At 59.7% G+C, this 26,311-nt stretch carries 25 protein-coding genes and 1 riboswitch; of the genes, 13 read left to right on the top strand and 12 right to left on the bottom strand.

What is annotated here, in order from left to right; genetic code table 11:
* Window positions 1–379 precede the first annotated feature (379 nt).
* The 4 genes from AAHA41_RS21955 (at window position 380) to AAHA41_RS21970 (ending at window position 5,458) form a co-directional block, all read left to right on the top strand.
* Window positions 380–829: a pullulanase gene (locus AAHA41_RS21955; protein WP_139395290.1), complete on the top strand. Its 450-nt coding sequence runs from the start codon at window positions 380–382 to the stop codon at window positions 827–829.
* Window positions 830–1,040: 211 nt separating this feature from the next.
* Window positions 1,041–3,188 carry an adenosylcobalamin-dependent ribonucleoside-diphosphate reductase gene (locus AAHA41_RS21960; RefSeq protein WP_323071067.1) on the top strand — a complete coding sequence of 716 codons (2,148 nt, stop codon included), beginning with the start codon at window positions 1,041–1,043 and terminating at the stop codon, window positions 3,186–3,188.
* A gap of 10 nt (window positions 3,189–3,198) precedes the next feature.
* The gene (locus AAHA41_RS21965; protein ID WP_041210370.1) at window positions 3,199–3,882 is read left to right on the top strand and encodes an NrdJb; all 684 of its coding nucleotides are present in this window, start codon (window positions 3,199–3,201) and stop codon (window positions 3,880–3,882) included.
* 205 nt (window positions 3,883–4,087) lie between these two features.
* Complete coding sequence (locus AAHA41_RS21970; RefSeq protein ID WP_041210371.1) at window positions 4,088–5,458, top strand: PhoH family protein; 1,371 nt, start codon at window positions 4,088–4,090, stop codon at window positions 5,456–5,458.
* A gap of 80 nt (window positions 5,459–5,538) precedes the next feature.
* Here AAHA41_RS21970 and thiQ read toward each other — a convergent pair whose 3' ends face one another.
* Genes thiQ through thiB form a run of 3 tightly spaced genes read right to left on the bottom strand, consistent with a single transcriptional unit; the run spans window position 5,539 to window position 8,820 of the window.
* Complete coding sequence (thiQ, locus tag AAHA41_RS21975) at window positions 5,539–6,234, bottom strand: thiamine ABC transporter ATP-binding protein (protein WP_323071068.1); 696 nt, start codon at window positions 6,232–6,234, stop codon at window positions 5,539–5,541.
* Window positions 6,221–7,843, bottom strand: a complete 1,623-nt coding sequence (gene thiP, locus AAHA41_RS21980) for a thiamine/thiamine pyrophosphate ABC transporter permease (protein WP_323071078.1) — start codon at window positions 7,841–7,843, stop codon at window positions 6,221–6,223. The genes thiQ and thiP overlap by 14 nt, the downstream gene beginning before the upstream one ends.
* A complete protein-coding gene (gene thiB, locus AAHA41_RS21985) occupies window positions 7,840–8,820 on the bottom strand; it encodes a thiamine ABC transporter substrate binding subunit (protein WP_323071069.1) in 981 nt (326 codons plus the stop codon). Before thiB ends, thiP begins: the two co-directional genes overlap by 4 nt.
* A gap of 47 nt (window positions 8,821–8,867) precedes the next feature.
* Window positions 8,868–8,958: riboswitch (TPP riboswitch) on the bottom strand.
* Window positions 8,959–9,047: 89 nt separating this feature from the next.
* Here thiB and AAHA41_RS21990 point away from each other — a divergent pair.
* On the top strand, window positions 9,048–9,338 hold the full coding sequence (locus tag AAHA41_RS21990) for a PilZ domain-containing protein (RefSeq protein ID WP_041210374.1): 291 nt from the start codon (window positions 9,048–9,050) through the stop codon (window positions 9,336–9,338).
* Here AAHA41_RS21990 and AAHA41_RS21995 read toward each other — a convergent pair.
* The 5 genes from AAHA41_RS21995 to leuA all read right to left on the bottom strand — a co-directional run bounded on the left by AAHA41_RS21995 (window position 9,323) and on the right by leuA (window position 15,055).
* Window positions 9,323–10,249, bottom strand: a complete 927-nt coding sequence (locus tag AAHA41_RS21995; protein ID WP_323071070.1) for a transglutaminase domain-containing protein — start codon at window positions 10,247–10,249, stop codon at window positions 9,323–9,325. The genes AAHA41_RS21990 and AAHA41_RS21995 overlap by 16 nt on opposite strands.
* A gap of 118 nt (window positions 10,250–10,367) precedes the next feature.
* On the bottom strand, window positions 10,368–10,967 hold the full coding sequence (gene leuD / locus AAHA41_RS22000; RefSeq protein ID WP_042031829.1) for a 3-isopropylmalate dehydratase small subunit: 600 nt from the start codon (window positions 10,965–10,967) through the stop codon (window positions 10,368–10,370).
* 12 nt (window positions 10,968–10,979) lie between these two features.
* Window positions 10,980–12,377, bottom strand: coding sequence for a 3-isopropylmalate dehydratase large subunit (gene leuC / locus AAHA41_RS22005; protein WP_323071071.1), 1,398 nt, complete (start codon window positions 12,375–12,377; stop codon window positions 10,980–10,982).
* 33 nt (window positions 12,378–12,410) lie between these two features.
* Window positions 12,411–13,496, bottom strand: a complete 1,086-nt coding sequence (gene leuB, locus AAHA41_RS22010) for a 3-isopropylmalate dehydrogenase (RefSeq protein ID WP_104015732.1) — start codon at window positions 13,494–13,496, stop codon at window positions 12,411–12,413.
* Window positions 13,493–15,055 (bottom strand): 2-isopropylmalate synthase, encoded by a 1,563-nt coding sequence (gene leuA, locus AAHA41_RS22015; protein ID WP_323071072.1) that lies wholly within the window; start codon window positions 15,053–15,055, stop codon window positions 13,493–13,495. The genes leuB and leuA overlap by 4 nt, the downstream gene beginning before the upstream one ends.
* A 408-nt stretch (window positions 15,056–15,463) precedes the next feature.
* Here leuA and AAHA41_RS22020 point away from each other — a divergent pair, with 408 nt between their 5' ends.
* The 8 genes from AAHA41_RS22020 to AAHA41_RS22055 all read left to right on the top strand — a co-directional run bounded on the left by AAHA41_RS22020 (window position 15,464) and on the right by AAHA41_RS22055 (window position 22,428).
* Window positions 15,464–16,084, top strand: coding sequence for a TetR/AcrR family transcriptional regulator (locus AAHA41_RS22020; RefSeq protein ID WP_033114941.1), 621 nt, complete (start codon window positions 15,464–15,466; stop codon window positions 16,082–16,084).
* A gap of 126 nt (window positions 16,085–16,210) precedes the next feature.
* A complete protein-coding gene (locus AAHA41_RS22025; protein WP_323071073.1) occupies window positions 16,211–16,714 on the top strand; it encodes a phosphatase PAP2 family protein in 504 nt (167 codons plus the stop codon).
* A complete protein-coding gene (locus AAHA41_RS22030; RefSeq protein ID WP_042031823.1) occupies window positions 16,711–17,820 on the top strand; it encodes an MJ1255/VC2487 family glycosyltransferase in 1,110 nt (369 codons plus the stop codon). Before AAHA41_RS22025 ends, AAHA41_RS22030 begins: the two co-directional genes overlap by 4 nt.
* A gap of 37 nt (window positions 17,821–17,857) precedes the next feature.
* Entirely contained in the window at window positions 17,858–18,010 is a 153-nt protein-coding gene (locus AAHA41_RS22035; RefSeq protein WP_156852494.1) for a hypothetical protein, read from the top strand.
* Window positions 18,011–18,389: 379 nt separating this feature from the next.
* Window positions 18,390–20,108 carry an acetolactate synthase 3 large subunit gene (locus AAHA41_RS22040; protein WP_042031822.1) on the top strand — a complete coding sequence of 573 codons (1,719 nt, stop codon included), beginning with the start codon at window positions 18,390–18,392 and terminating at the stop codon, window positions 20,106–20,108.
* Window positions 20,108–20,602 carry an acetolactate synthase small subunit gene (ilvN, locus tag AAHA41_RS22045; protein ID WP_005311605.1) on the top strand — a complete coding sequence of 165 codons (495 nt, stop codon included), beginning with the start codon at window positions 20,108–20,110 and terminating at the stop codon, window positions 20,600–20,602. The genes AAHA41_RS22040 and ilvN overlap by 1 nt, the downstream gene beginning before the upstream one ends.
* Window positions 20,603–20,706: 104 nt before the next feature.
* Window positions 20,707–21,333: a LysE family translocator gene (locus AAHA41_RS22050; RefSeq protein WP_323071074.1), complete on the top strand. Its 627-nt coding sequence runs from the start codon at window positions 20,707–20,709 to the stop codon at window positions 21,331–21,333.
* Between the two features lie 135 nt (window positions 21,334–21,468).
* Window positions 21,469–22,428 (top strand): LysR substrate-binding domain-containing protein, encoded by a 960-nt coding sequence (locus AAHA41_RS22055; protein WP_042031819.1) that lies wholly within the window; start codon window positions 21,469–21,471, stop codon window positions 22,426–22,428.
* Window positions 22,429–22,505: 77 nt separating this feature from the next.
* On the opposite strand, the gene AAHA41_RS22060 is transcribed toward AAHA41_RS22055, so the two are convergent.
* The 4 genes from AAHA41_RS22060 to AAHA41_RS22075 form a co-directional block, all read right to left on the bottom strand.
* Window positions 22,506–23,687 (bottom strand): M20 family metallopeptidase, encoded by a 1,182-nt coding sequence (locus tag AAHA41_RS22060; protein WP_323071075.1) that lies wholly within the window; start codon window positions 23,685–23,687, stop codon window positions 22,506–22,508.
* The gene (locus AAHA41_RS22065) at window positions 23,687–24,136 is read right to left on the bottom strand and encodes a hypothetical protein (protein ID WP_033114935.1); all 450 of its coding nucleotides are present in this window, start codon (window positions 24,134–24,136) and stop codon (window positions 23,687–23,689) included. The genes AAHA41_RS22060 and AAHA41_RS22065 overlap by 1 nt, the downstream gene beginning before the upstream one ends.
* On the bottom strand, window positions 24,133–24,951 hold the full coding sequence (locus tag AAHA41_RS22070; RefSeq protein WP_005339140.1) for a DUF3100 domain-containing protein: 819 nt from the start codon (window positions 24,949–24,951) through the stop codon (window positions 24,133–24,135). The genes AAHA41_RS22065 and AAHA41_RS22070 overlap by 4 nt, the downstream gene beginning before the upstream one ends.
* Window positions 24,952–25,209: 258 nt before the next feature.
* Window positions 25,210–26,091: a DMT family transporter gene (locus tag AAHA41_RS22075; RefSeq protein WP_208737010.1), complete on the bottom strand. Its 882-nt coding sequence runs from the start codon at window positions 26,089–26,091 to the stop codon at window positions 25,210–25,212.
* Between the last annotated feature and the right edge of the window lie 220 nt (window positions 26,092–26,311).

The following is a 26,311-nucleotide window of genomic DNA, read 5'->3' on the forward strand; positions in this document are numbered from 1 at the left end:
GAACTCAGAAGTGAAACGCGGTAGCGCCGATGGTAGTGTGGCATTCGCCATGCGAGAGTAGGACACTGCCAGGCACCCAATACAAGAAACCCCGCTCATCGAGCGGGGTTTTTTATTGCCTGAAAATTACGCATCCTCCCTGAAATCCTCTATTTCTACTAATCCATTCAATCGCTTCACTTATTAGTCCTTCTCTATTCAATTTTGTCGCACCAAAACCGGAGTGATCTTGCTCTCGTCTTTTGAGTTGCCCGCCGGAATCTGGGCATAAAAAGTACAGAATGTGATGATTCTACCTTTCTTGTGATTCCCGCTCTGTTTTAATGCCTTCGTCCACACGGATGGACCAAGGAATCACAATAAATTAAGGAATAGAGAAATGTTCAAAAGAACAGTAACGATGATACTGGCGGCGGGAACCCTGGTATTAGGTGGTTGTGCATCCCACAGTGGAGCAGAGCAGGCTACTGACAATAGCGATTTTGGCGGCAAGTCCATCTATCTGCGCGGTGAGATGAACGACTGGATGGCGACCGATGCGAGCAAGGTGGTCAAGGTAGCCGACAAGCTCTACATGGCAAAAGGCACCCTCAAGAAAGAGTGGGCCCCTTACAAGTTCAAATTTGCTGACTCCGGTTGGAGCTGTGGCACCAACTTTGGCTACAAGAGCCCGAGCGATGGCGTTGCCGTACTCGGTGGCGAGGCGGTGCCGGTCAATCCCTGTTCCAAATATGAGGATATGAAGTTCTCACCGGATGCTGACGGGGTTTATGAGTTCTATCTGAATATGGCGGGTGATACGCCGACCGTTTACGTCAAGAAGCCCTGATCCATCTCTGAGTGTTAAATCTCTCAGTAAATTAATCAGTTAAGTGCCCTGGCGCAGAAACCTGCTGGCCGGGGCATTTTTTTAGGATAGAATCTGCGCCCTCATGGCAGCACTATCACTATATATTGTGTTGTTTTTTTTAAATGGTGCTATTGGTTGTGTTTTCTACTACTGTCATGACGTTGATGCATTCATATAAGGTTGATTGAAAATGGCTAAATCCAACCCGGTGCTGGAGAGCGAAGCTGGCTCCCGCCTCATTCCCCTCCAGGAAACTTCCCTCGAGATCTGGGATAGCAAATATCGCCTCAAGAGCAAGGATGGGCATCCTGTCGATGGCACTATCGACGAGACCTACCAGCGCGTTGCTCGGGCGCTGGCGGAGCAGGAGCTGGAACCTGAGGCCTGGTATGAGCCTTTCTTGTGGGCACTGCGCAATGGCGCCATTCCGGCGGGCCGGATCACCTCCAACGCCGGGGCTTTTGAGCACAAGCCTGCCACTTCGACCATCAACTGTACCGTCTCCGGCACCATCGAAGATTCGATGGATGATATTCTCGGCAAGGTGCACGAGGCGGGGCTGACCCTGAAGGCTGGCTGCGGCATCGGTTATGATTTTTCGACCCTGCGCCCACGCGGTGCTTTTGTCTCCGGTGCAGGTGCTTACACCTCAGGCCCGCTCTCGTTCATGGATATCTACGACAAGATGTGTTTCACCGTCTCGTCAGCCGGTGGCCGTCGTGGCGCCCAGATGGGCACCATGGATATCCGTCATCCTGATGTGATCGAGTTTATTCAGGCCAAGCGCGAAGATGGCCGTCTGCGCCAGTTTAACCTCTCCCTGCTGATCACCGAAGATTTCGTCAAGGCAGTGAAAGAGGATGCTCCCTGGTCGCTGATCTTCCCCTACACCGCTAAAGAGGTGGAGCAGGATGGCATTGCGCTGGACGATCCTGCTCAGGTGCTCTGGGCTGACTGGCCCAACAAAGAGGGTGTTGTCTTTAACGAGCTGGGGCAGGTCGCCTGCAAGGTCTACAAGACCCTGCCTGCACGCAAGCTGTGGAACGTCATCATGACCTCCACCTACGACTATGCAGAGCCCGGTTTCATCCTGATCGACAAGGTTAACCAGATGAACAACAACTGGTTCTGTGAGGAGATCCGTGCGACCAACCCCTGTGGTGAGCAGCCGTTGCCGCCTTATGGCGCCTGCCTGCTGGGTTCGGTCAACCTGACCCGCTTCGTTCGCGATCCCTTCACTGACAAGGCGGCTTTCGACTGGACAGCATTTCGCAAGGTAGTGGCCATCTTTACCCGCATGCTCGACAACGTGGTGGAGATCAATCAGCTGCCGCTGGCCAAGCAGCGCGAGGAGATCATCAACAAGCGCCGGCATGGCATGGGGTTCCTCGGGCTTGGTTCGACCCTGACCATGCTGCAGATCAAGTACGGCTCTGCGGCATCCGTGGCCTTTACCGAGCAGGTATCCCAGGAGCTGGCGATGACCGGCTGGCAGGAGTCCCTGCGTCTGGCCAAGGAGAAAGGCTCTGCCCCCATCATGGAGCAGGAGTTTGAAGTGACTGGCAAGATGCTGCGTCTGCGCCCGGAAATGGCGGCAGATGGCATCAAGGTGGGTGACAAGGTGAAGGGTAAGGTGCTGCATGTGCGCTACAGCCGCTATATGCAGCAGGTTGCCGAAGTGGATCCTGCGCTGGTCGCCGAGCTGGCCGAAGTGGGTGGGCGTTTCACTCACCACAGCAGTATTGCACCGACCGGCACCATCTCGCTGTCACTGGCCAACAACGCCAGCAACGGCATCGAGCCGAGCTTTGCTCACCACTACAGCCGCAACGTTATCAAGCCGGGCAAGAAGAGCAAAGAGAGCGTAGATGTCTACTCCTTCGAGCTGCTGGCCTATCGCGAGCTGGTAAATCCGTCCGCCATGCCGTATGCCGATGATGAGGCGAGCCAGCTGCCGGACTATTTCATTACTGCCGATGACATCACCCCGGCGCAACATGTGGATATTCAGGCGGCAGCCCAGCGCTGGATCGACTCCTCCATCTCCAAGACTGCCAACGTGCCGACTGATTTCCCTTTCGAGCAGTTCAAGGATATCTACATGTATGCCTCGGACTCAGGCCTGAAGGGCTGCACCACCTTCCGCTTCAATCCGGAGGCCTTCCAGGGCGTGCTGGTGAAGGAGAAGGATCTGGAGAACACCCTGTACGATTTCACCCTGGAGGATGGCTCCGTCATCTCAGTCAAGGGGAACGAAGAGATTGAATACGATGGTGAGCTGCACACTGCCGCCAACCTCTACGACGCCTTGAAAGAAGGCTATTACGGTAAATTCTGAGAACGACATTATGGTCAAAAAGATCGACAAGAAAATCGTCGCCTACAAGGTGCGTACCAAGGATGAGCCGCAAGAAGAGCTGGCCCCGCAGGATGACGTGGTGCACATGCACGAAACCGTGCTGCGTCCGGAGCGACTGATGGGAACCACTTACAAGCTGAAGACGCCGGAGCATGTCTCCGAGCACTCGCTGTTCATCACCATCAACGACATCATTCTCAACGAGGGCACGGTTCACGAAACCCGCCGTCCGTTCGAGATCTTCATCAACTCCAAGAGCCTGGAACACTACCAGTGGATCGTGGCGCTGACCCGCATTATCTCCGCCGTATTCCGCAAGGGTGGGGATGTCACCTTCCTGGTGGAGGAGCTGCGCTCGGTGTTTGATCCCAAGGGCGGATACTGGAACAAGGGCAAGTACGTACCATCGCTGATCGCCGAAATTGGCAACGTGATCGAGAGCCATCTCACCGAGATCGGCATGCTCAAAGCGCCGGGGCTGGACGAGCATCAGCAGGCGTTTCTGGCTGAGAAACAGGCTGAATTGAAAGCCGCTCAGGAGGCCGAAGAGCAGCAGGCTGGCAGCGGTTTCCCGGCCAATGCGGCGCTCTGCTACAAGTGCCATACCAAGGCGCTGGTGCTTAAGGATGGCTGCATGACTTGCCTCAATTGTGGCGACTCCAAATGTGGTTAATCCGCTAGATAAATAAAAAGACCGGCCCGATGGCCGGTTTTTTATTGCTGCTTTTCTGTTCGAACGATTTTGGCGATGCAAGTGATTTGTTGCGCGATAGTAAAATCGGGCGTAGCGTTGAAGGTAATAAAACTGTCACGGCCGTGTGGTTTCAATGACATCCGAGATTCACACACGTGGCCCTTCAGTGCCAAGGAGGATGCTTATGGACAATACGGACCGAAAGCTGTTTATCCTGGATACCAACGTTCTGCTTCACGAACCCCTCGCTATCTACTCCTTCAAAGAGCACGATGTGCTCATCCCCATGACGGTGCTGGAAGAGCTCGATAACATCAAGGATCGTCACAAGGATGTCAGCCGCGACGCGCGGGTAGCCATCCGTGCGCTGGAAGATGTGTTCCGCGATGCGACTCCGGAGCAGATTGCGCAAGGAGTACCGCTGGCCGGCGAGGCGAGCGGCCATATCTGTATCTTCAGCGATCACCATCTGCCGCAGGATGCCGAGGTGTTCACCGACAAGGAGGCCGACAACCGCATCATCAACGCGGCCCTCTATCTGCAAAAGCATGAGTTGAAGCGTCAGGTGGTGCTGGTCACCAAAGACATCAACATGCGCCTCAAGGCCAAGGGGGCCGGACTTGCCCACGTCGAGGATTATCGCAGCGACCAGCTGATCGACGATATCCGCCTGCTGGCCAAGGGCTTTCAGGTGGTGCCCGGCAGCTTCTGGGAGCGCGTCGGCGAGTGCGAGAGCGAGACCCACGGCCGCGACACAATCCATGTGATTGATGCCAACCTGCTGGAGGGGGTTCACGTAAACCAGTATCTGGTGGATGAAGAGAATTTCTTCGCAGCCCGGGTGCTCAGTCACGATGGCCAGAAGATCCGTATCAAGGATCTGGGCCGCGAGCGACTGATGTCCCGCAAGGCGTGGGGTGTACATCCCAAGAACGTCTATCAGGGGATGGCGCTGGATGCACTGCTGGATCCGCACATCGATCTGGTGATCCTGACCGGCCCGGCCGGTTGCGGCAAAACCTTGCTGGCGATGGCTGCCGCGCTGGAGCTGGTGATCGAGAAGGGGATCTACGAGAAGGTGATCGTCACTCGAAATACCCCGGAAATTGCCGAGAGCATCGGCTTCCTGCCCGGTACCGAGGAGGAGAAGATGATGCCTTGGCTGGCGGCGGTAACCGACACCCTGGAGGTGCTGCACAAGCAGGATGAGAACATGAGTGGCTCGCTCAGTTACATCATGGAGAAGGCCAATATCCAGTTCAAATCGGTCAACTTCATGCGCGGGCGCAGTATTCAGAACACTTTCGTGCTGCTGGATGAGTGTCAGAACCTGACCGCATCCCAGATCAAGACCATCATTACCCGTTGCGGGGAGGGCACCAAGATCGTCTGTTCCGGTAACCTGGCCCAAATCGACTCCAACTACCTGAGCCCGGTGACCTCGGGTCTGACCTACATAGTCGAACGTTTCAAGGATTTCGACGGCAGTGCCAACATCTTCCTCAACGGGGTGGTGCGCAGCCGGTTGGCCTCCTTTGCCGAGGAGAACCTCTGATTTCACCCGATATGTTTGCATTAAAAGGGGAAGCCAATCGGCTTCCCCTTTTTGATCCCGGCGCAGTCTTGGGTCAAGGGCTATTGACCCAGATAGCGCAGCAGCCCCGGGTGGTTGCTGTTTTGCAGAATATCCGGCTTTCCCTGCAGGGCGATGCGGCCCTCGTCTACAAAGAGCACCTGATCGGCAATCAGCTGGGCATCTTCCGGATTGTGGGAGACCATCAGTACGGTAATGCCCTGCTCGCAGGCGAGGCGGGCCACTTCGGCCAGCATCTCCCGACGCAGGGCCGGATCGAGGGCCGAGAAGGGTTCATCCAGCAGCAGCAGTGGTTTGCCCCGCACAAGCGCACGGGCCAGCCCGACCCGCTGCTGCTGGCCGCCGGAGAGCTGCTCCGGCAGGCGGCTTAGCATCTCGCCGAGGCCAACCCGTGCGGCTGCATCGATCACCTGTGTCCGCTGGGCGGCACTCAGGCGCAGACCCGGGTGCAAGCCGATGGCGATATTGTCGAACACCGACAGGTGCAGGAACAGGTTGTGATCCTGAAACAGGGTGGTGACTGGTCGCTCGGCCGGGCCCAGCGGCAACAGATCTTCGCCATCGAAGCTGAGGCTGCCTGACTCCACCTGCACGAAACCGGCGATCATCCCGAGCAGGGTCGACTTGCCTGCGCCGCTTGGGCCAATCAGTGCGGTGATCTCCCCCTTGGGCAGCTTCGCGCTGAAGCTGACGCGCCAGTCGGGGTAGCTGGTCACCAGCGTATCAATGTTCAGCATGTTTTCCTCCAAGCCCCCGTTCCACCAGCCAGAACAGGGAGAAACAGAGTGTCAGCAGCAGCAGGGCGGTGGCGGCTGCCTCGGTCAGCCGATAACTGCCGAGCTGCTGGTAGAGCAGCCAGGGCAGGGTGGTGAGCTCCTGGCTGCCAAACATGGCGATGGCGCCAAGATCCCCCAACGAGAGGATCATCGATAACGCCATCGCCAGTGCCAGCGGACGGCGCAGCAGTGGCCACTCCACCAGCCGCAGGCGATGCAGGCCACGTACTCCCAGGCTGTCCGCCAGCCGGTCATACTGGCGCACCACCAGCTGCATGGGGGCGGAGAGGGTGCGCAGCACATAGGGTAGCGCCATCAGGGCGTTGACCAGCACCACCAGCCAGGGGCCGAGGGCGAACACGTCGGCAAAGGGCATAAACAGGATGAACAGGCCGGTAGAGAGCACCACGGCCGGGATCATCAGGATCACCGAGCCGCTGGCTTCCCACAGGGCGGCAGCCCGTCGCTTGCGAGCCCGTACCCGCAGATGACGGCTGGTGAGCAGCAGTGCGCCACCGAGCAGGGTGGCCAAGGCACCGGCTGCCAATGCTATCAACAGCGACTGACCGCTCGCCTGCCACAGCTTGGCGGAGGTGAGCGCTGTCAGCAGGCCCGGGTGGAGGCCGGCGACGACGATGGCCAGCAGCGGCGGCAGAAAGATGGCGAGGCCGATACAGAGCGAGAAGAGATCCACCACGGCCGTGCCCGGCTGACGGCGATCCGGCCGCAGACAGGGACGACGGGGAGTCACCCGACTGGCCGGCGTAGTCTGCAGCTTGTGCTGCAGGAGCAGCAGGGTGGCGGTCAGGATGAGCTGCACCAGCGCCAAGCCGCCAGCGGTGGCGAGATCGAAGTCAAAGCGCAGCGCCTGATAGACGGCCACCTCCAGGGTGGTCGATTTGGGGCCGCCGCCCAGCGCCAGCACGGTAGTGAAGCTGGTGAAGCAGAGCATAAAGATGAGGCTGGCCAGCCCGGGCAATATGCCGCGAATGAGCGGCCACTCCAGCAGCCGGAATATATGGGATGAGCGCATGCCGAGCTGGCTGGCGAGGCGCCAGCTAGATTCGGGGATACTCTCGATGCTCTGCAGGATGAGACGTGCCGCCAGCGGCATGTTGAAGAAGACATGGGCCAGCAGAATGCCGAACAGGCCGTAGAGATAGTTGCCGGGATCCAGCCCCAAGCTGCGCAGCAGTTGCGGTAGCCACCCCTGTTTGCCATGAACCGCCACGATGCCGAAGATGGCGATGATGACCGGCAGTACCAGCGAGAGACCGAACAGCTTGATCAGCAGGGTTCGGCCAATGAAGCGGCGCCGAGCCAGCGCGCGGGCCACCGGAATGGCGAGCCCCAGGCTCAGCAGGGTGGAGAGCAGCGCCTGCCAGAGACTGAAGCCCAGCACATGGCGCAGATAGGGGTCTGCCAGCAAAGTGCGCGGCGCCAGCGAACCGGCCTGCCACAGCAGGGCCGCCAGCGGCCCGAGGGACAACAGCAGGATCAGCAGGGTGGCTGCACTGCCCGGCAGCCACCAGAGGGGGCGATCCTGTTGCTTCAGAGCGAGCTGGCTCACTGGGCGACGGCTTGCAGCCATTCGCGGATCCACCCTTTGCGATTGGCGGCCACCTCATCGGCACTGAAGGCGAGCGGCTTGGCTACGGTGATCATCTGCTCGAAGCCCTTGGGTAGCGGCGTGTCGATAACCGGATACATCCAGTTGCCGGTCGGGATTTCGTTCTGGAAGGCGGGGCTCACCATAAACTGCAGGAACTGGTCAGCCAGCTTCTCCTGTTTGGCGCTCTTCAGCTTGGCGGCCACTTCCACCTGACGGTAGTGACCCTCCTCGAAGGCGGCAGCCTGATACTGGGGCTTGTTCTCGGCAATCAGGTGGTAAGCGGGGGAGGTAGTGTAGGAGAGCACCATGTCCGCCTCGCCATCGAGGAACATGCCATAGGCCTCGGACCACCCCTTGGTGACGGTGACGGTCTTCTTGGCAAGCGTGGCCCAGGCTTCAGGAGCCTTGTCACCGTAGACAGACTTCATCCACAGCATCAGCCCCTGTCCCGGGGTCGAGGTACGGGGGTCCTGATAGATAACCTTGAGATCGGGGCGCTCCACCAGCTCTTTCAGGCTCTTGGGCGGCTGCTTGAGTTTCTCCTTGTCATAGACGAAGGCGAAGTAGCCGTAGTCGTAGGGGACAAAGGTGTCATCCTGCCAGCCACCCGGCACCTTGATGCCATCCAGCTTGGCGGGATGGGGGGCGAACAGGCCGCTCTGCTTGGCTTCACTGATGAGTGCATCATCCAGCCCCAGCACCAGGTCGGCCTTGCTGTGGTTGCCCTCCAGTCGCAGCCGGTTGAGGATGGCCACGCCATCTTCAAGCGGCACCAGTTTGAGGGTACAGCCGCACTCCTTCTCGAAGGCTTGCTTGATCTTGGGACCGGGTCCCCAGTCGGCAGTGAAGGAGCTGTAGGTGTAGACGGTGAGGGTGTCGGCGGCGAAAGCCTGAGCCGAGAGCAGGCTGGTGGCGACCAGCAGCAGGGTTTTCATCAAGGGCACTCCATTATGAGGTGCCAGCGGATGAGGGCGCAAAAAATGAGCGCCGTGCCTCAAATTCCTCCGCCAGCATTATCTGGATCAGGTTCACGGGTATAATCTCAGCGGTAAACCGCACCCCGTTTGAGAAACGCACCGCATTGTATTAACGTTCTTTTGGGTAGACCAGCACAATTGTGCGTTGCCCATGAGATGATTCCCACTCAACAGAGGATCTTCGCGTGCTTACCAGTACCAAGGAAAGACGTGCTTTTGCACGTATGGTCATCAATGCTCCGGTTACCGTCTATCAGCAGCATCAGGTACTGGAGGGCATCTGTCGGGATCTCAGTGCCAACGGCATGGGGATCTCGGTGGCGGAACACCAGCTTGATACAACCCAGCCGATCCGGATCAGCCTCGCAACCAACAACAACCTGCTTCCCCCTTTCGAAGCCCATGCCCGGATCATTCGGGTGCTGGAGGAGGAGACCGGATTGCTGCTGGCGGTGGAGTTTCAGCCTTTGGGCTGAACCGGTTGCACACTCAACTGCTTGCCATCGACCAGCGTTTTGCTGGTCGATGCTATTTGGCCAGCCGGTAATGCGGCAGGACCGGTAGGTTCGAGCAGCAGATAGGATTGTCCCTGCCAGCTGATGGTGGCATCACCCGGTTTGGCGGGCAGGTCGACCGCCAGCATCGCGTGGCCCGGGATAAAGACCATGGCCTGCTTCAATTCGGGAAAGAGCTGGGCCAACATGGCGGCCATCAGGGTCACCTTGCTGTCGCAATCGCCTCGGTTCTGTTCCAGTACCTGACGGGGAGTGAGAAACCCCTTGCCCTGCCGTCCGTTCAGACTGTCCAGCTGTTTGTAGGGGATACTCTGGATAAAGGCGAGCATCTCGGCCACGGTTTTCTGGCGCGCTTCCGGCTCGCTGCTCCCCTGCTGTTTCAACTGCTCAGCCAGCGGCGCCACCGTGCTGCGGCTCTCCAACGCAATACGAACATGGTCCTGCTTCACCGCCAGCTGGCCATCCGGTGGAGTAAAGTACTGGAAGTAGTGTTTGGTCAGCCACGCCTGCTCCTCTTTGCCCCGTTGCGTTTCCAGCCAGGCCATGGCCTCTTTGGCTTTATCCTGATTGTGACTTTTCAGATGCAGCTCGAGGGAGGGGCGGGAGAGGGTAAACTGAACCTCGGGGTAGTTCTCGCGCACTCCGCGCAGCAGGGTCTGCAGTACCTCCTCCTCCATCCGGGCCGGACGATAGGCGATAAGGGGGGGAAGCTTGCCCTGCTCCAGCCGATAGGTGAGCTGGCGGGGTTTGCCAGTGCTATCTTGCCAGCCGACATTGATTTGGCCGAGGCTGTTGGTGAAGTAAGTCTGGGCAGCTGCAACCGGCAGAGCCAGCAAAGTGCAGAGTAAAAATATCGCCGTCGTTCTCTTCATCGTCCTTATCCTGTCTTGAGGCCGCATCCTTGGCCTGCTGGTTGAAGCGCATTGGCGGAAATAAAAGAGGGAGCCGAAGCTCCCTGTTGATTCTACTCGTTTTTTTGCAACTGGCGCGTTAAATCCAGCTCGGCTGCTTCGCTTCAAAAGCGCTGATGGCGGCCTCGTGCTGCAGGGTCAGACCGATGGCATCCAAGCCGTTGAGCAGGCAGTAACGGCGGAACTCGTCGATCTCGAAACCGAAACTGAGCTCACCGGCGCGCACCTGATTGGCCTCCAGATCCACTTCGATCTCGATGCCCGGTTTGGCGGCCACCAGCTGGAACAGGGCGTCGACCTCCTCCTCCTTCAGGCGCACCGGTACCATGCCGTTGTTGATGGCGTTGCCGTAGAAAATGTCGGCAAAGCTCGGCGCTATGATGGTCTTGAAGCCGTAGTCGGCCAGCGCCCAAGGGGCGTGCTCGCGGCTCGAGCCGCAGCCGAAGTTCTCGCGGGCCAACAGGATGCTGGCACCGGCGAATTGCGGTTGGTTGAGCACGAACTCGGGGTTGGGCTGCTGGCCGGCATCGTCCAGAAAGCGCCAGTCGTGGAACAGGTGCTTGCCAAAACCGATGCGGTTTACTTTTTGCAAAAACTGTTTGGGAATGATGGCGTCGGTGTCGACGTTGGCGCTGTCGAGGGGGACGACGATCCCTTTATGCTGTTTGAATCCTGTCATCGCTCTTTCCTCTTACAGTGCGCGAATGTCGGCGAAGCGGCCGGTGACGGCGGCAGCGGCGGCCATGGCCGGGCTTACCAGATGGGTGCGGCCTGCGCGACCCTGACGCCCTTCGAAGTTGCGGTTGCTGGTGGAGGCACAGCGCTCCCCCGGTTGCAGCCGGTCGTTGTTCATGGCCAGACACATGGAGCAGCCGGGCAGGCGCCACTCAAAGCCGGCCTCGATGAAGATCTTGTCCAGCCCCTCGGCTTCGGCCTGCGCCTTCACCTGCTCGGAGCCCGGCACCACCAGCGCCTGCACGCCAGCGGCCACCTTGCGACCGCGAGCGATGGCGGCAGCGGCGCGCAGATCCTCGATGCGGCTGTTGGTACACGACCCGATGAACACCTTGTCGATGGCAACGTCGGAGAGCTTCTGGCCCGGCTGCAGGTCCATGTAGGCGAGCGCCTTGCGGGCAGACTGCTGCTCCATCAGATCGCTGAAGGATTCCGGCGCCGGAATCGGTTCATTGACGGCAATCACCTGCCCCGGGTTGGTTCCCCAGGTGACCTGTGGGGCGATATCGGCTGCGTCCAGCACTACCTCTGCATCGAAGTGGGCACCTTCGTCGCTCTTGAGGCTCTGCCAGTAGGCGATGGCCTGCTCCAGTGCCTCGCCCTTGGGGGCAAACTCCTTGCCACGGATGTAGTCGATGGTGGTCTGGTCGGGGGCGATCATTCCCGCCTTGGCGCCCAGTTCGATGGCCATGTTGCACACCGTCATCCGCCCTTCCATGGTGAGCCCTTCGATGGCTTCGCCAGCGAACTCCACCACGTAGCCAGTACCACCGGCGTGGCCGACCTTGCCTATGATGGCCAGCACTACATCCTTGGCGCTAATGCCCTCGGCCAGCTTGCCATTGACCGAAATCCGCATGGTCTTGGCGCGACCCTGTTTCAGGGTCTGTGTGGCCATCACATGCTCCACCTCGGAGGTGCCGATACCGAACGCCAGCGAACCGAAGGCGCCGTGGGTGGCGGTGTGGGAGTCGCCACAGACGATGGTGGTGCCGGGCAGGGTGATACCGAGCTCGGGGCCCATCACATGGACGATCCCCTGATATTTGTGGTTGAGATCGTAGAGACGAACCCCGAACTCCTTGCAGTTGGCGGCCAGCGTCTCCATCTGGATGCGGGCCATCTCACCGGAGGCGGCGATGTCCTTGGTAGTGGTAGATACGTTGTGATCCATGGTGGCCCAGGTCAGATCCGGGCGACGCAGCTGGCGATTCATGGCACGCAGGCCCTCAAATGCTTGCGGGCTGGTCACTTCATGTACCAGATGGCGGTCGATGTAGATGAGGGGCGTTTCCCCTTCCACTTCCCGAACCACGTGGGCGTCGAATACTTTTTGATAGAGGGTCTTGGCCATTGCTTCTCTCTTCCTTGTTATCTGTTCTTCAGCTCAGATCCGGGCGGCGATCTGGTCGCCCATGGTGGCAGTGCTCTGCACCGGATGGCGGGCGCTGGCCTGATGCAGGTCGGCGGTGAAGTAACCCTCGGCCAGGGTCTGGGCCACGGCCTGCTCGATGGCCTGAGCGGCGGCTTCCTGGCCCAGGCTGTAGCGCAGCATCAGGGCGGCGGAGAGGATCTGGGCGATGGGGTTGGCGATCCCTTTGCCTGCGATATCCGGGGCCGAACCACCGGCCGGTTCGAACAGGCCGAAACCCGATTCGTTGAGGCTGGCTGAGGGGAGCAGCCCCATGGAGCCGGTGATCATGGCGCACTCGTCGGAGAGGATGTCACCGAACAGGTTGGAGCAGAGCAGCACGTCGAACTGGGAGGGATCCTTGATGAGCTGCATGGTGGCGTTGTCGATATACATATGATTCAGTTCGACGTCGGGATAATCCTTGGCCACTTGCGTCACCACCTCGCGCCACAGGATGGAGGAGGCGAGCACGTTGGCCTTGTCGATGGAGGTGACCTTGCCACGGCGCACGCGAGCCGATTCGAACGCTATCTTGGCGATGCGCTCGATTTCGAAGCGATGGTACACCTCGGTGTCGAACGCCTTCTCATTCGCTCCTTCTCCCTCGCGCCCCTTGGGTTGGCCGAAGTAGATGCCGCCGGTCAGCTCACGCACACAGGCGATGTCAAAACCGCGATCGGAGATATCGGCGCGCAGGGGGGAGAACTGCTCCAGACCGGTGTAGATGCGGGCCGGACGCAGGTTGCAGAACAGTTTGAAGTGAGCGCGCAGGGGCAGCAGGGCACCACGCTCCGGCTGATCGTTGGGCGGCAGATGCTCCCATTTTGGGCCACCGACCGAGCCGAACAGCACTGCATCGGATGCTTCGCAACCAGCGATGGTGCTCTGCGGCAGCGGGGTGCCATGGTTGTCGATGGCAATGCCGCCCACATCAAAGTGCTGATAGTCGAGGGAGAAGCCGAATTTAGCCTGTACTTTTGCCAGCACCTTGACGGCCTCGGCCATCACTTCCGGGCCAATGCCGTCACCCGGCAATACTGCGATCCGATAACTGCTCATACTGTCTCCGTCTTGATTGTGTTATTGCGTTCCATCTGTTCGGCGACCTGATCGGCGCGCCAGATGCTGTTGATCACATGCAGCAGGGCATGGGCTGAGGATTCGATGATGTCGGTGGCGAGCCCCATGCCGTGGAATTTGCGCCCTTTGTACTCGGCGACGATATCGACCTGACCGAGAGCATCCTCCCCTTCGCCCTTGCTCTTGAGAGCATATTTGTCGATGCGGATCTCGTAGCCGGTGATCCGGTTGATGCACTGGTAGACCGCATCCACCGGACCGTTGCCGGTGGCGGCTTCACTCACCACCTCACCGCCCACCTTGAGCTTGACCGAGGCGGTCGCCATTACCGAGCTGCCGCTCTGTACCCCGAGGTACTCCAGCTTGAAGTGCTCAGGCTCCTCGTGGATCTGGCTGAAGAAGGCGAGCGCCTCCAGGTCGTAGTCGAACACTTGCCCTTTCTTGTCGGCCAGGGTGAGGAACTTGGCATAGAGATGGTCGAGGTCGTAGCTGCTCTCGGCGTAGCCCATGGACTCCATCCGGTGCTTGATAACGTGGCGGCCGGAGCGGGAGGTCATGTTGAGGTTGTTCTGGGTCAGGCCAATGCTCTCGGGGGTGATGATTTCATAGGTGTTTTTCGCCTTGAGTACCCCATCCTGATGGATGCCGGAGCTGTGGGAGAAGGCGTTGGCACCGACGATCGCCTTGTTGGGCTGCACCGGCATGTTGCAGAGCTGGCTGACCAGCGTGCTGGTGCGATGGATTTCGCTGTGGCGGATATTGGTGTGCACCCCGAGCAGATCGGCGCGGGTTTTGAGGATCATCGCCACCTCTTCCAGCGAGCAGTTGCCGGCCCGCTCGCCGATACCGTTGATGGTGCACTCGATCTGGCGAGCTCCCATCTGCACTGCGCCGATGGAGTTGGCTACCGAGAGCCCCAGATCGTCGTGGCAGTGGACCGAGATGATGGCCTTGTCGATGTTGGGCACCCGGTTGAACAGGGTATGGATGATGCCGGAGAACTCGGTCGGCACCGTGTAGCCGACGGTATCCGGGATATTTATGGTGCGGGCGCCGGCCTTGATGGCGGCCTCCACCATGCGGCAGAGGTTATCGATGGGGGTGCGGCCTGCATCCTCGCAGGAGAACTCCACATCGTCGGTGTAGCGCAGCGCATGCTTGATGGCGCTGGTGCCCATCTCCAGCACATCCTCGAAGCTCTTTTTCAGCTTGCTCTCCACATGGATGGAGGAGGTGGAGATGAAGGTATGGATGCGAAAGGCGTCGGCGACCCGCAAGGCTTCACCGGCGGCATCGATATCCTTGGGCAGGGCGCGGGCGAGGGCGCAGACCCGGCTGTTCTTGATATGGCGGGCGATGGTCTGCACCGAGTGAAAATCGCCGGGAGAGGAGACCGGGAAGCCTACCTCCATGACGTCGACACCGAGCCGCTCCAGCGCCAGGGCAATCTGCAGCTTCTCCTTGACTGTCAAACTGGCCGCCAGGGCCTGCTCACCATCACGCAAGGTAGTATCGAATATGATGACCCGATCTGACATGTGACTTCCCTCTTCCTAAGTTCGGTGACGTGCATCCTGCGGCGGCATAAAAAAACCCGTGCAGGGTGCACGGGTTTTTGTAAATTCCGGCTATGCCTTAGCCCGGCTACAAGGATCCCGCGCGAGTTAACGCGATTAGGGAAATTAGTAGTAGCGGGGTGGCAATACGCATGACGTTGTTGTCCTTGCAGTCGATAACGCCTTTACCAATATCGAGATTTTTATGCTGTGTCAACACGCGCAGTCAGGGGAAATCTGCTGGGATATTTAATCGGATTGTAAAGGATTGCAAATTTCCTTGTCCCATATTCGGCCCATGACGGATTATCTGGTCATTCCTGCTGTGCTCTCTATCTCTGCACAACCAGATCGACTTATCAGCATTGGCTGAATTTTCTGAGGTGTTAAATGGAAAAACGTAGACCAGGTCGTCCGGTCGGACGTTCTGACATTCGTGACAAGTTGCTTGCTGCCGCCCGTGAGCGTTTTCTCAATACTCCCTATAGCAAGGTAACTACACGCGAAATCGCGGAGCTGGCTGGCTCCAACTTGGCGATGATCCACTACTACTTCGGCAGTAAAGAGGGTCTTTACAAGGCGGTGCTGGGTGATGTCGCCGAGCCGCTTGACCATGCCTGGCAAGATGAGCACAGCAACCACAGCCTCAACGAGCTGCTCAACACCTACTATCAGGTGATGGCGCCAAACAGCGAGCTGACCTCCGCTATCTCCAGCGCATTGTCGACCGAGAAGAGCCCGGGGCGGGATTTTGTGCTGAGCCGTCTGCTGGAACGTCAACTGCCGCAGTTCGACGCCCTGCTGGAAACCATGAAAACCAACGGCGAGCTGGGTGACAATCTGGATCCCGAGATGCTGAAGATCTCCTTCCTCAGCATGATGTGGCAGCCGTTCGTGATGAAAGATCTTTACGAACAGGTATTTGGCCTGAAAGTGGACGAACAGTTCATGGCTCGTCTGGCAGATCACAACTGCCGCCTGATGGAGACCGGTTTACGCGGCAATCACTGATAACCGCACAACCCATCGATTTAAAAGGGCCGTTTGGCCCTTTTTTCATAAATCTGTTATCCCCCGTTCAACACCCTGTCATCCCGCCTCCCTACTCTGCAATGAGATCTCGGGGAAGGAGGGGTTATGAACAAGATCCAGCAATGGGACCTGCAGGTATGCCGGGTCTGTCTGCTGCACACCTATAACCGGCAGCAAGCCAGGGTGAGTCGCCTTGTCTCCCGTACCGGTGACGGCCCGCTTTACGCTGTGCTGGCCGCCCTGCTCTGGTGGCAGGGGGAGAGTGAACGAGAGCTGGTAAAGCTGGCGCTGCTCGCCTTTGCCATCGAGTTGCCGCTCTATCTGCTGCTGAAAAACAGCCTGAAACGGCAACGGCCAGTCGGTTTGCCGGTCTTTATCACCCCCTCCGATCGTTACAGCCTTCCCTCCGGCCATACCGCAGCCGCCTTCTTGATGGCCACCATACTGGCGACCGGTTTTCCGCTCTGGGCACCGCTGCTGTTTGGCTGGGCTGCGCTGGTGGGGGCATCCCGGCTGCTGCTCGGGGTTCACTACCTGAGCGATCTGGTGGCAGGCGCCCTGCTGGGTGGCGGCTGCGCCCTGATGGCCCTCTGCTGGGGTCAGGGATGAAGATACTGTTTGGCGTGCAAGGCACCGGCAACGGCCATATCAGCCGCAGCCGCACCTTGGCCCGGGCGCTGCGAGCGGCCGGGGTCGAGGTGGATTATCTCTTCAGCGGGCGACCCGCTGACCGCTACTTCGATATGGAGGAGTTCGGGGAGTACCGCACCTTTGCCGGGCTCACCTTTGTCAGTCATGAGGGGCGGGTCTCGCCGTGGCGTACCCTGCAGGCGGCATCGCCGCTCACCTTCTGGCGGGATCTGCAAAGGCTCGACTGCCACGGGTACGATTTGGTGGTGAGCGATTTTGAGCCGCTAACCGCCCATGCCGCCCGCCGCTGCGGCATCCCGAGCCTTACCGTCAGCCATCAGGCCAGCTTCAATTGGCCGATCCCCCGCTGGGGTGAAGATGGCTTGAGTCGCCAGCTGATGCGCCACTTTGCGCCGGTCAATCAGCCGCTCGGGCTGCACTGGTTTCACTTCGGTCAGCCGATTTTGCCACCGGTGATCGATCCTGTTCGGGTGATGCCGGATAACGGCGAGATCCTGGTTTATCTGCCGTTCGAGCAGACCGAGGCGATCGCGGCGCTGTTGTCCCGCTTTGGCCAGCAGCGCTTTGTCTGCTTTCACCCCGCCATTCGCAGCCCGAGCCAGTGGCGCAACCTGCGCTTTGAGCCCCCCTCGCGCCCCGCTTTTCTGACGGTGCTGGCAGGATGTCGCGGCGTCATCTCCAACGCCGGTTTCGAGCTCGCCTCCGAGGCGCTCAGCCTCGGCAAGAAGTTGCTGGTCAAACCCCTTGGCGGCCAGTTCGAGCAGCTGACCAACGGCAAGACTCTGGAGATGATGGGGCTGGCGACCCTGATGGATTATCTCGATGCCAATCTGGTACGCAGCTGGCTCGACAGCGCATCGCCGGGGATGGTCTGCTACCCCGATGTGGCGCGGGAGCTGGCCAGCTGGCTGGCTGCAGGGGCCGAGGAGAGCGTCTCCTCTCTGTCACGTCGGCTCTGGGGGAGGACGCTCTTTCCCGAAGAGGTGAGCGATCGCCTGAGCGAGCTGGAGGGCGGTGAAGGTTTGTCTGGCTGCTGGTTATCGCAAGTGAGCGCGGTTGACTAGACTGAAAGGCGATCCCACCAAGGAGAGGATGGAGCAAATGCGCTTTACCAATGAAAACGGCGAAGTCATGAATCTGGCTGACAATCTCACCCTGCACGAGCTGCTCGATATGGGTGTCAGCATTTCGGTCAGTGAAGAGACAGATCCGGATCAGCAGATCTGGCTGGCCGAGCCGGAAGATGAGCACTAGATCGCTCTGCTGCCACAAAGCCCGCCCCTGTCGGCGGGCTTTTTTATTGCCGTTTTTTCACCTGCCAGCACAATTCTCTGCCTATTAGCGTGACATCTTCCCGTTTCTGTTACCGCCGCTCTTATGGCCGGGCACTGCCTGAAATGTCTGACTGGCACCCGCCGACAAAGCCGTGGACAAGCGTTCATTGGCGGGTTAAGTTGGTTTTTCACCCGATTTTCGGGTCAATGATGGAAAAATCCTTTTTTTCTGCTGCCGACGGGGCTGAATTGGGCCGATCTGCCTTCAGATAACAACAAGAAACGGATCGGGCCGTGCCGGGAAGCACGGCATCGTCGGCGGGATTCGCTAAACGGAGCAAAGCCTGGAGGGCTTTATCATGGAGATGTTATCAGGCGCCCAGATGGTGGTTAGAGCGCTGGAGGATCAGGGAGTTGAGCACGTCTTTGGCTACCCTGGTGGCTCGGTGCTCGACATCTATGACGCTCTCTTCGAAAACGGCAAGATGGAGCATGTCCTGGTGCGGCACGAGCAGGCCGCTGTGCACATGGCTGACGGTTACGCCCGTTCCACCGGCAAGGTGGGAACCGTGCTGGTTACTTCCGGCCCGGGAGCAACCAACTGCATTACCGGTATTGCCACCGCCTATATGGATTCCATTCCGCTGGTGATCCTCTCCGGTCAGGTGCCGACCAGCATGATCGGTGAGGATGCGTTCCAGGAGACCGATATGATCGGTATCTCCCGCCCGGTGGTGAAGCACAGCTTCCTGTGCAAGAAAGCCAGCGACATTCCGGCCGCCATCAAGAAGGCCTACTACATTGCCGCCAGCGGCCGCCCGGGGCCGGTGGTGGTGGATCTGCCCAAAGATGTGCAGAATCCGAAAGAGAAATTCCCCTACGAATACCCCGAGACGGTCTCCCTGCGCTCCTACAACCCGACCAAGTCGGGCCACAAGGGCCAGATCAAGCGGGCCGCCAAGCTGCTGGTGGATGCCCAGCGCCCGGTAATGTATGTGGGTGGCGGCGCCATCAACGCCAACGCGGATCATCTGGTGATCAAGCTGGCGGAGCTGCTGAACCTGCCGGTGACCACCACCCTGATGGGGCTGGGCGCCTTCCCGGGTACCCATCCGCAATCCATCGGCATGCTGGGGATGCACGGTACCTTCGAAGCCAACAAGACCATGCATAACTCGGATCTCATCTTCGCCGTGGGTGCCCGCTTCGATGACCGCGTCACCAACAACGTGGCCAAGTTCTGCCCCAATGCCACCGTGGTCCATATCGATATCGACCCCACCTCCATCTCCAAGACGGTGCAGGCCCATGTGCCTATCGTCGGCTCGGTGGAAACCGTGCTGGAGCAGATGCTGGAAGTGATCCGCGAGTGTGGCTTCGATAACGACAAGGAGGCGCTGGCGGACTGGTGGAGCCAGATCAACCAGTGGCGCTCCCGTCACTGTCTGGCTTACGAAAAGTCGGCCAGCCAGATCAAGCCGCAGCAGGTGATCGAGACCCTCTACAAGGTGACTCAGGGTGAGGCGTTCGTTGCCTCCGACGTGGGCCAGCACCAGATGTTTGCCGCCCTTTACTACCCGTTTGCCAAACCGCGCCAGTGGATCAACTCCGGTGGCCTCGGCACCATGGGCTTCGGTATTCCGGCCGCCATGGGGGCCCAGTTTGCCAACCCGGATGCGGTGGTCTGCTGCGTCACCGGCGACGGCTCGGTGCAGATGAACATTCAGGAGCTCTCTACCTGCATGCAGTACGGGGTGCCCATCAAGATCATCTCCATCAACAACCGTGCGCTGGGCATGGTCAAGCAGTGGCAGAAGATGTTCTACGGTGGTCGTCACAGCCACTCCTACATGGAGTCCCTGCCGGACTTCGTCAAACTGGCAGAAGCCTACGGCCACGTCGGCATTGCGGTGAGTGATCCGGCCGAGCTGGAGAGCGCCATGGAGAAAGCCTTCGCCATGAAGGATCGGCTGGTGTTCATGGATATCTCGGTCGACCCGGATGAGCACGTCTATCCGATGCAGATCAAGTTTGGCGCCATGGATGAGATGTGGCTGAGCAAGACGGAGAGAACCTGATGAGACACATCATTTCAGTACTGCTGGAGAACGAATCCGGTGCCCTGAGCCGCGTGGTGGGTCTCTTCTCCCAGCGCGGCTACAACATCGAGACCCTGACGGTGGCGCCGACCGAGGATCCCACCCTGTCGCGCATGACCATAGTCACCATGGGTGACGAGCGGGTGCTGGAGCAGATCCAGAAGCAACTGCACAAGCTGGTGGATGTGCTCAAGGTGTGCGACCTGAGCGAAGGGGAGCATATCGAGCGGGAGATCGCGCTGGTCAAGGCGCGCGCCGCCGGTGGCGCTCGTGATGAGCTGAAACGGTTGGCGGATATCTTCCGCGGCCAGATCGTCGATGTCACCCCGGAGCAGTACACGGTACAGCTGGTGGGCACCAGCGAGAAGCTGGATGCCTTTATCAAGACTGCTGCCCAGACCAACGAGATCATCGAAGTGGTGCGCTCCGGCGTCTGCGGCATCTCGCGGGCGGACAAGGCACTGCGGCCCTGATGGCTGGCGGGACAGCTGATGATGTGTCAGCTGCCGCAGAGTGAAAGAAAAGAGGGCTCTGCGGAGCCCTTTTTGTTTGGTTTTTCTTTACGAGGGGAGGTGTGATGTTCGGTATTCATGATCTTGCACTGTTTATGGTCTCGGGGTTGCTGCTCAATATCATGCCGGGGCCCGACTCCCTGCTGGTCATGTTGCGCAGTGGCTCGCAAGGGTGGCGTGCCGGTTCGATTGCGACGTTGGGCATCGGCACCGGTGTCATGGTGCATGTACTGGCGGCGGCCCTCGGTCTGTCGGCCCTGCTCAGCGCGTCGGCCGAGCTGTTTGCCCTCATCAAGCTGGCTGGCGCCATCTACCTCATCTATCTGGGGTTCTCCCTGCTGCGCCAGCAGGCTACGGGTGCCATGGAGAGAGGGGCCACCCTGCCAGCCCTCTCTTATGGTCAGATTTACCGGCAGGGGGTGCTGACCAATGTGCTCAATCCCAAGGTGGCTCTCTTTTTCCTCGCCTTCGTGCCCCAGTTCATCGCGCCGGATGCCCCCGACAAGGCGCTCGCCTTTATCCTGCTCGGCTGCATCTTCAATCTGGGCGGCATCATCTGGTGTCACCTGCTGGTCTTTACCACCGTCTATGCCAGCCACAAGGTACGCTTGTCACAGCGTCTTGGTCGCTGGCTCAACCGGGGCATCGGCACCCTGTTTGTCGGGCTCGGGATCAAGCTCGCCAGCGACTAGCGCGCGGCTTTCTGACCTGGGGCAGATTATCGTGCGCCGCGCTGTGGTATGGTCGGCAGTCAGCTGCGGGGTCAGCCCCGCTCTCTCTTTTTCAGGTCAGCCCCACTGGCCGCAGCAGCGAGATCCCTTGCCCAGATGAACATCGCCCGGCTCAAGAACTTTACCGAGATAGTGAAGAACAACTTCAACATCTCGGCGACGGCGGAGAAGCTCTACACCTCCCAGCCGACCCTCAGCAAGCAGATGAAGATGCTGGAAGATGAGCTGGGGCTCGCCCTCTTTACCCGCAAGGGGAAGAATCTGGTCGGCTTGACCAGCGCAGGCGAGCAGGTGATGGAGTTGGCCAAGGGGGTGGTGGCGCAGGTGGAGCAGATCAACCAGCTGTCGCTGGGGGAGCAGTTGGCCACCAGCGGGGTGCTGCGCATCGCCACCACCCATACCCAGGCTCGCTACAAGCTGCCAGCGGTGATTACCGAGTTCAGCCGTCGTTATCCCGATGTGGCGATCCAGCTCCATCAGGGGGCACCTGCCCAACTGGCCCAGATGGTGCAAAGCGGCGATGTGGATATGGCGATCGCCACCGAGTCCATGTATCTGTTCGACGAACTGGCCGCCGTCCCCTGTTATCGCTGGGGGCGCAGCGTGGTGGTGCCCCACGGTCATCCGCTGATCGACTGCCAGCCGCTCTCGATGGCCGATCTGGCCCGCTATCCCCTCATCACCTATGTATTCGGCTTTACCGGCCGCTCCAAGATGGATAAGGCCTTCAGCCGCCACGGCCTCTCGCCGAAAACCGTGCTGACCGCCACCGATACCGATGTGATAAAGCACTACGTCCGGCTCGGGATGGGGGTCGGGGTGATTGCCAGCGTGGCCTTCGACGAGGGGGACAGGGAGGATCTGGTGAGCCTCAACATCGACCACCTGATCGCCTCGAGCGCGACCCACATCTGCCTGCGCAAGCATGCCCATCTGCGCGACTACATGTACGACTTTATCCACCTCTACGCCCCCCATATCAGCCGGGAGACGGTGCAGCTGCACCTTATCAATCAGCCGCCGACTGCCAATATGGCGGAGTTGCCGTGGCTCTAGCCGCGGGTTGTTTGTCGTACACAGAGACAAAAAAAGAGAGGCCTTGGCCTCTCTTCTGGTTTTATCGGTATGCGGGATTAAGCGCTGCGGGTCGCCAGATTGATAAAGATCTGGGCTCCGACCAGCAGGCAGTCGTCATCGAGGTAGTAGGGGTTCGCATGCAGGTAGTTGCAGATCCCTTTGGCCTGACAGCCGCTGCCGAGAAAGAACATGGCCCCCTTGCGGCCACGGCAGGCGTTGACCATATAGCTGAAATCTTCGCTGCCGGTCATCGGCTGACCCTGAGCGTTGATCCCCTCGGAGGGCAATACGTCGGCGGCCGCTTGCAGCAGACGGGCGCAGGCATCGGCGTGGTTCTCGACCGCCGGATACCCGGCATAGACCATCTTGGTCTTGAAGCCGCGCAGTTCGCTCTGGGCCACGATCTCCTTGAAGCTGTTCTTCAGGATCTGGTCGGTCTCGGCATCCATGGCACGGATGGTGCCGCGCGCCTGCACATGGTCGGCGATGGCGTTGGGGATGGTGCCGCCGTTGATCATGCCGCAGCCAAATACCGCCGGGCTGAACGGGCTGGTGCGCTTGGCGACGATGTAGTCCATATCCTCGATGATCCGCACCGCTTCACGGATGGCATCCAGCCCCTTGTGGGGGGTGGAGCCGTGGGCGGAGATACCGTGCACATCCAGCGTCCAGGCGGAGCCCCAGGAGGACATGACTCCGTGGTTGAACTTGATGGTGCCGGTCTCCATGGCGCCGTCGTTATGGAGGGCATAGACCTCGTCCACCCCCTTCATGCAGCCCAGTTCAACCATCTTCTCGGCGCCCGGCACCCGCATGTCCTCTTCCGCCATCTGGAAGATAAAGCGGACGTTGTACTGCAGGCGGGAGCGCTGTTCGGCAAGGAATTTGGCCGCGGTCAGGGCGATCGCCATATGGGAGTCGTGACCGCAGTTGTGAGCCATTCCCTCGTGGGTTGATTTGAACGCAACGTCGCTCATGTCGTGCATCTCGAGGCCATCCATGTCGGCACGGAAGGCGATGGTCGGCAGTACCGGGTCAACCACCAGATCGCCGTGGAAACCGGTGAAGCCCGGATAGTCGGTGAGACGGTAGCCAAAGCCTGCCATCAGCTCGCGACAGTAGGCCGAGGTCTTGAACTCGACACCGGAGGCTTCCGGAATGGTGTGCAGGTGGTGGCGTACTTCGTAGCTGAAGTCGCGCAGGGCCAGCAGGGCCGGTTCAATATGGATGTTGTTCATCAGATGATCCCTTGAATGGAGAAGCCGAGTTGGGCCACCAGCGAGGCGCCGAAGAAGCAGCAGGTGGAGACGATCATGAAGATCAGGATCACTTTCCAGGACATCTTCTTCAGCTCTTCCAGCTGACCGCCCACCGAGAGACCGGCAAAGGCCAGCAGCGGTACGCAGCAGGAGAGGAAGGAGATCTTGGCGACGGCGTCGATAAAGAGGCCGCGCACCGGGGTCTCCGGCAGGCAGATGAGAATGCCGATGATGGTGGCATAGGCAAACGCCGGCAGGGAGGAGGGCAGATAGCGTTTGGCAATCAGCGAAGCGAACACCACCAGTGACATGGCGATGAAGCTGTCACCCATCAGCCAGAGCGGGGTGCCGGTGGTCAGGGTCTGGGTAAACATGGCCAGCAGGATCGCCAGAAAGACGAACCGCATATCCATTACGATGCTTTTCATGCTTTCTCTCCTTTGGCAGTCAGGGCATAGATTTTTTCAGCGAGCGGCAGACCCAGATAGGTGAGGGAGAGGGCGCCGAGGGCTGACGAGAGCAGGTTCGATGCCGCGGCGATGCTCAGCACCTGCTGAGCCAGCGCTTCGTCGAGACCGTTGATCAGGGCGCCGGAGGCGGCACTCAGCATGGAGCCTGAGCCCACACCGGAGCCGGCAGCCAGTGCCAGCGGGTGCAGACCGGTGAGCGGGGCGATGCTGCCCAGCACGCTGAACCAGAGGGTACCGATGACGGAGCCGCACAGGTAGATGGCCAGCACGCCGATGTACTCCTGGGAGCCGGTGCCGAACTTGCCCTGAATTACCGCAACGGACGGCTCACGGCTGATGGAGGAGCAGGCCCCGATGGCGCGACGGCCAAAGCCGAACTTCACCGCCAGCGGGATGGCGATCAGGATTGGCAGCAGGTTGCCAATCTCCTGCAGGAACAGCGGCACGCCGACGCTCAGGATCATCTTCAGGTTGGGGATGATCATCCCCGCATACTGGGTGCCCAGGATCAGCAGGCTGAAGCCTACCATCTTGCCGCAGAAACCCTCTTCTTTTTCGGTGAAGAGCTGCTTCCAGCCGGGGATGCGATCCTTGACCGGTTTGGCGGAGACAATCATGCCGATGATGACGGCAAAGAGCATCGGCAGGATCGGGATGATGGCGATGCCGATCTTGATCTCCTGTTTGCCTATCAGGTACTGGGCCACAAAGATCAGCATGGCGGTTGCCAATATGCTGACCGTGACCGTCTTGAGGGGGCTGGTTTGCTGCATAGTCTTTTCTCTTGTTATTCCCATGTGTGGCCATCGTCAGGATTGTCCAGACCGATGATGGGGGCATGATAGGGAGGGTCACGGGGGAGGAATGTGACCTTCATCAAGCTGGCCATATGGCATTTTTTCATGGGGTATGCCCTTTAACCCTATGGATACCAAGGGTTAAATGCCGTTAACAGAACGTCAGCATTGGCAGGACAAGATAGGCAAACAGAAGGGAGATGGTGACACCGCCCCGCAGGGCGGTGACGCGTATCAGACGGGCGTGTTGAGGCGGGCACTGCGCAGCAGCAGGGGCAGTTGGTAGAGCACCAGGGCACCGAGCACCAGTCCGGCTCCGGCCAGTTTGGCACCGCCGAGGGGTTCGCTATAGAAGAGGGTGCTCAGGATCAGGGTCCAGACCGGTTCCAGCAGCATCATCAGGGCTGCGTGAGCGGTAGTCATCTTGCTCAACGCATGAGTGAGCAGCCAGTAGCGCAATGTGGTGGCGATCAAGACGCTCGCTGCAAACCAGCCCCAGATGCCGTGGCTGACACCGGCCTCGGGCCACTGCTCGGTCAGCAGGGAGAGCAGGGTGCCGAGCAGGCCGGTCATCGCCAGCTGGATGCAGGTGAGCCAGGTGGGGGCGATGGATTGGGCAAAGTGGCGATGGACGGCAAGCTGGATACCGAGGGTAGTGGCAGCCGCCAGAAACCAGAACAGCGAGAGCGACACGCCCCAGTGGGTACTGCTGGAGAGCAGCAGCAAACCGGCGATAGCAATGGGCAGGGTGAGCCAGTAGTGGCGGCCGGGTTTGGCCCGAAAGGCTGCCCAGGCCGCCAGCGGGGCCATCAGGGTCGCAACGCTCATGATAAAGGCGCCGCTGCCGAGCGCATCGCTCTGGCTGATGGCGGTGACCCACAGCAGCAGGCTGGCACCGAGCAGGGTGCCACAACCGGCAGCGCGCACCATCTGGGCTCGGCTCGGCGGTGGCTCGCGCAACCAGGCCAAGGGGAGCAAAAGCAGGGCGGCCAGCAGAAAGCGGCTGCCGATAAAGGCAGCGGGCGGCAGTTCGCGGATCGCCTCTTTCGAGAAGAGCCAGCCGGCGGCAGCCAGCAGGGTGACCAGTACCATCAGCAGCAGGGGCGTGCGGTTCATAGCGCTTGTAGTGGGGAAGTGGGAAGGGGAGCATAAAGAAAGGCGCCGGGTATTGCTACCCGGCGCCTTTCATCTTTGCCCTGTTCCGCTTGCGCGGCATCAGGCCAGCAATCAGTTCATGCCGTATTATCACACTATCGGTCTAATGCTGTTTGATGACGGCCATGGTTTTTGCATATCTAGTTGATTTTTATCTTTTAATTATCTTGCCTTGTCTAAA

Source organism: Aeromonas sp. SER (assembly GCF_038739615.1).
GTDB classification, from domain to species: Bacteria; Pseudomonadota; Gammaproteobacteria; order Enterobacterales; family Aeromonadaceae; genus Aeromonas; species Aeromonas jandaei.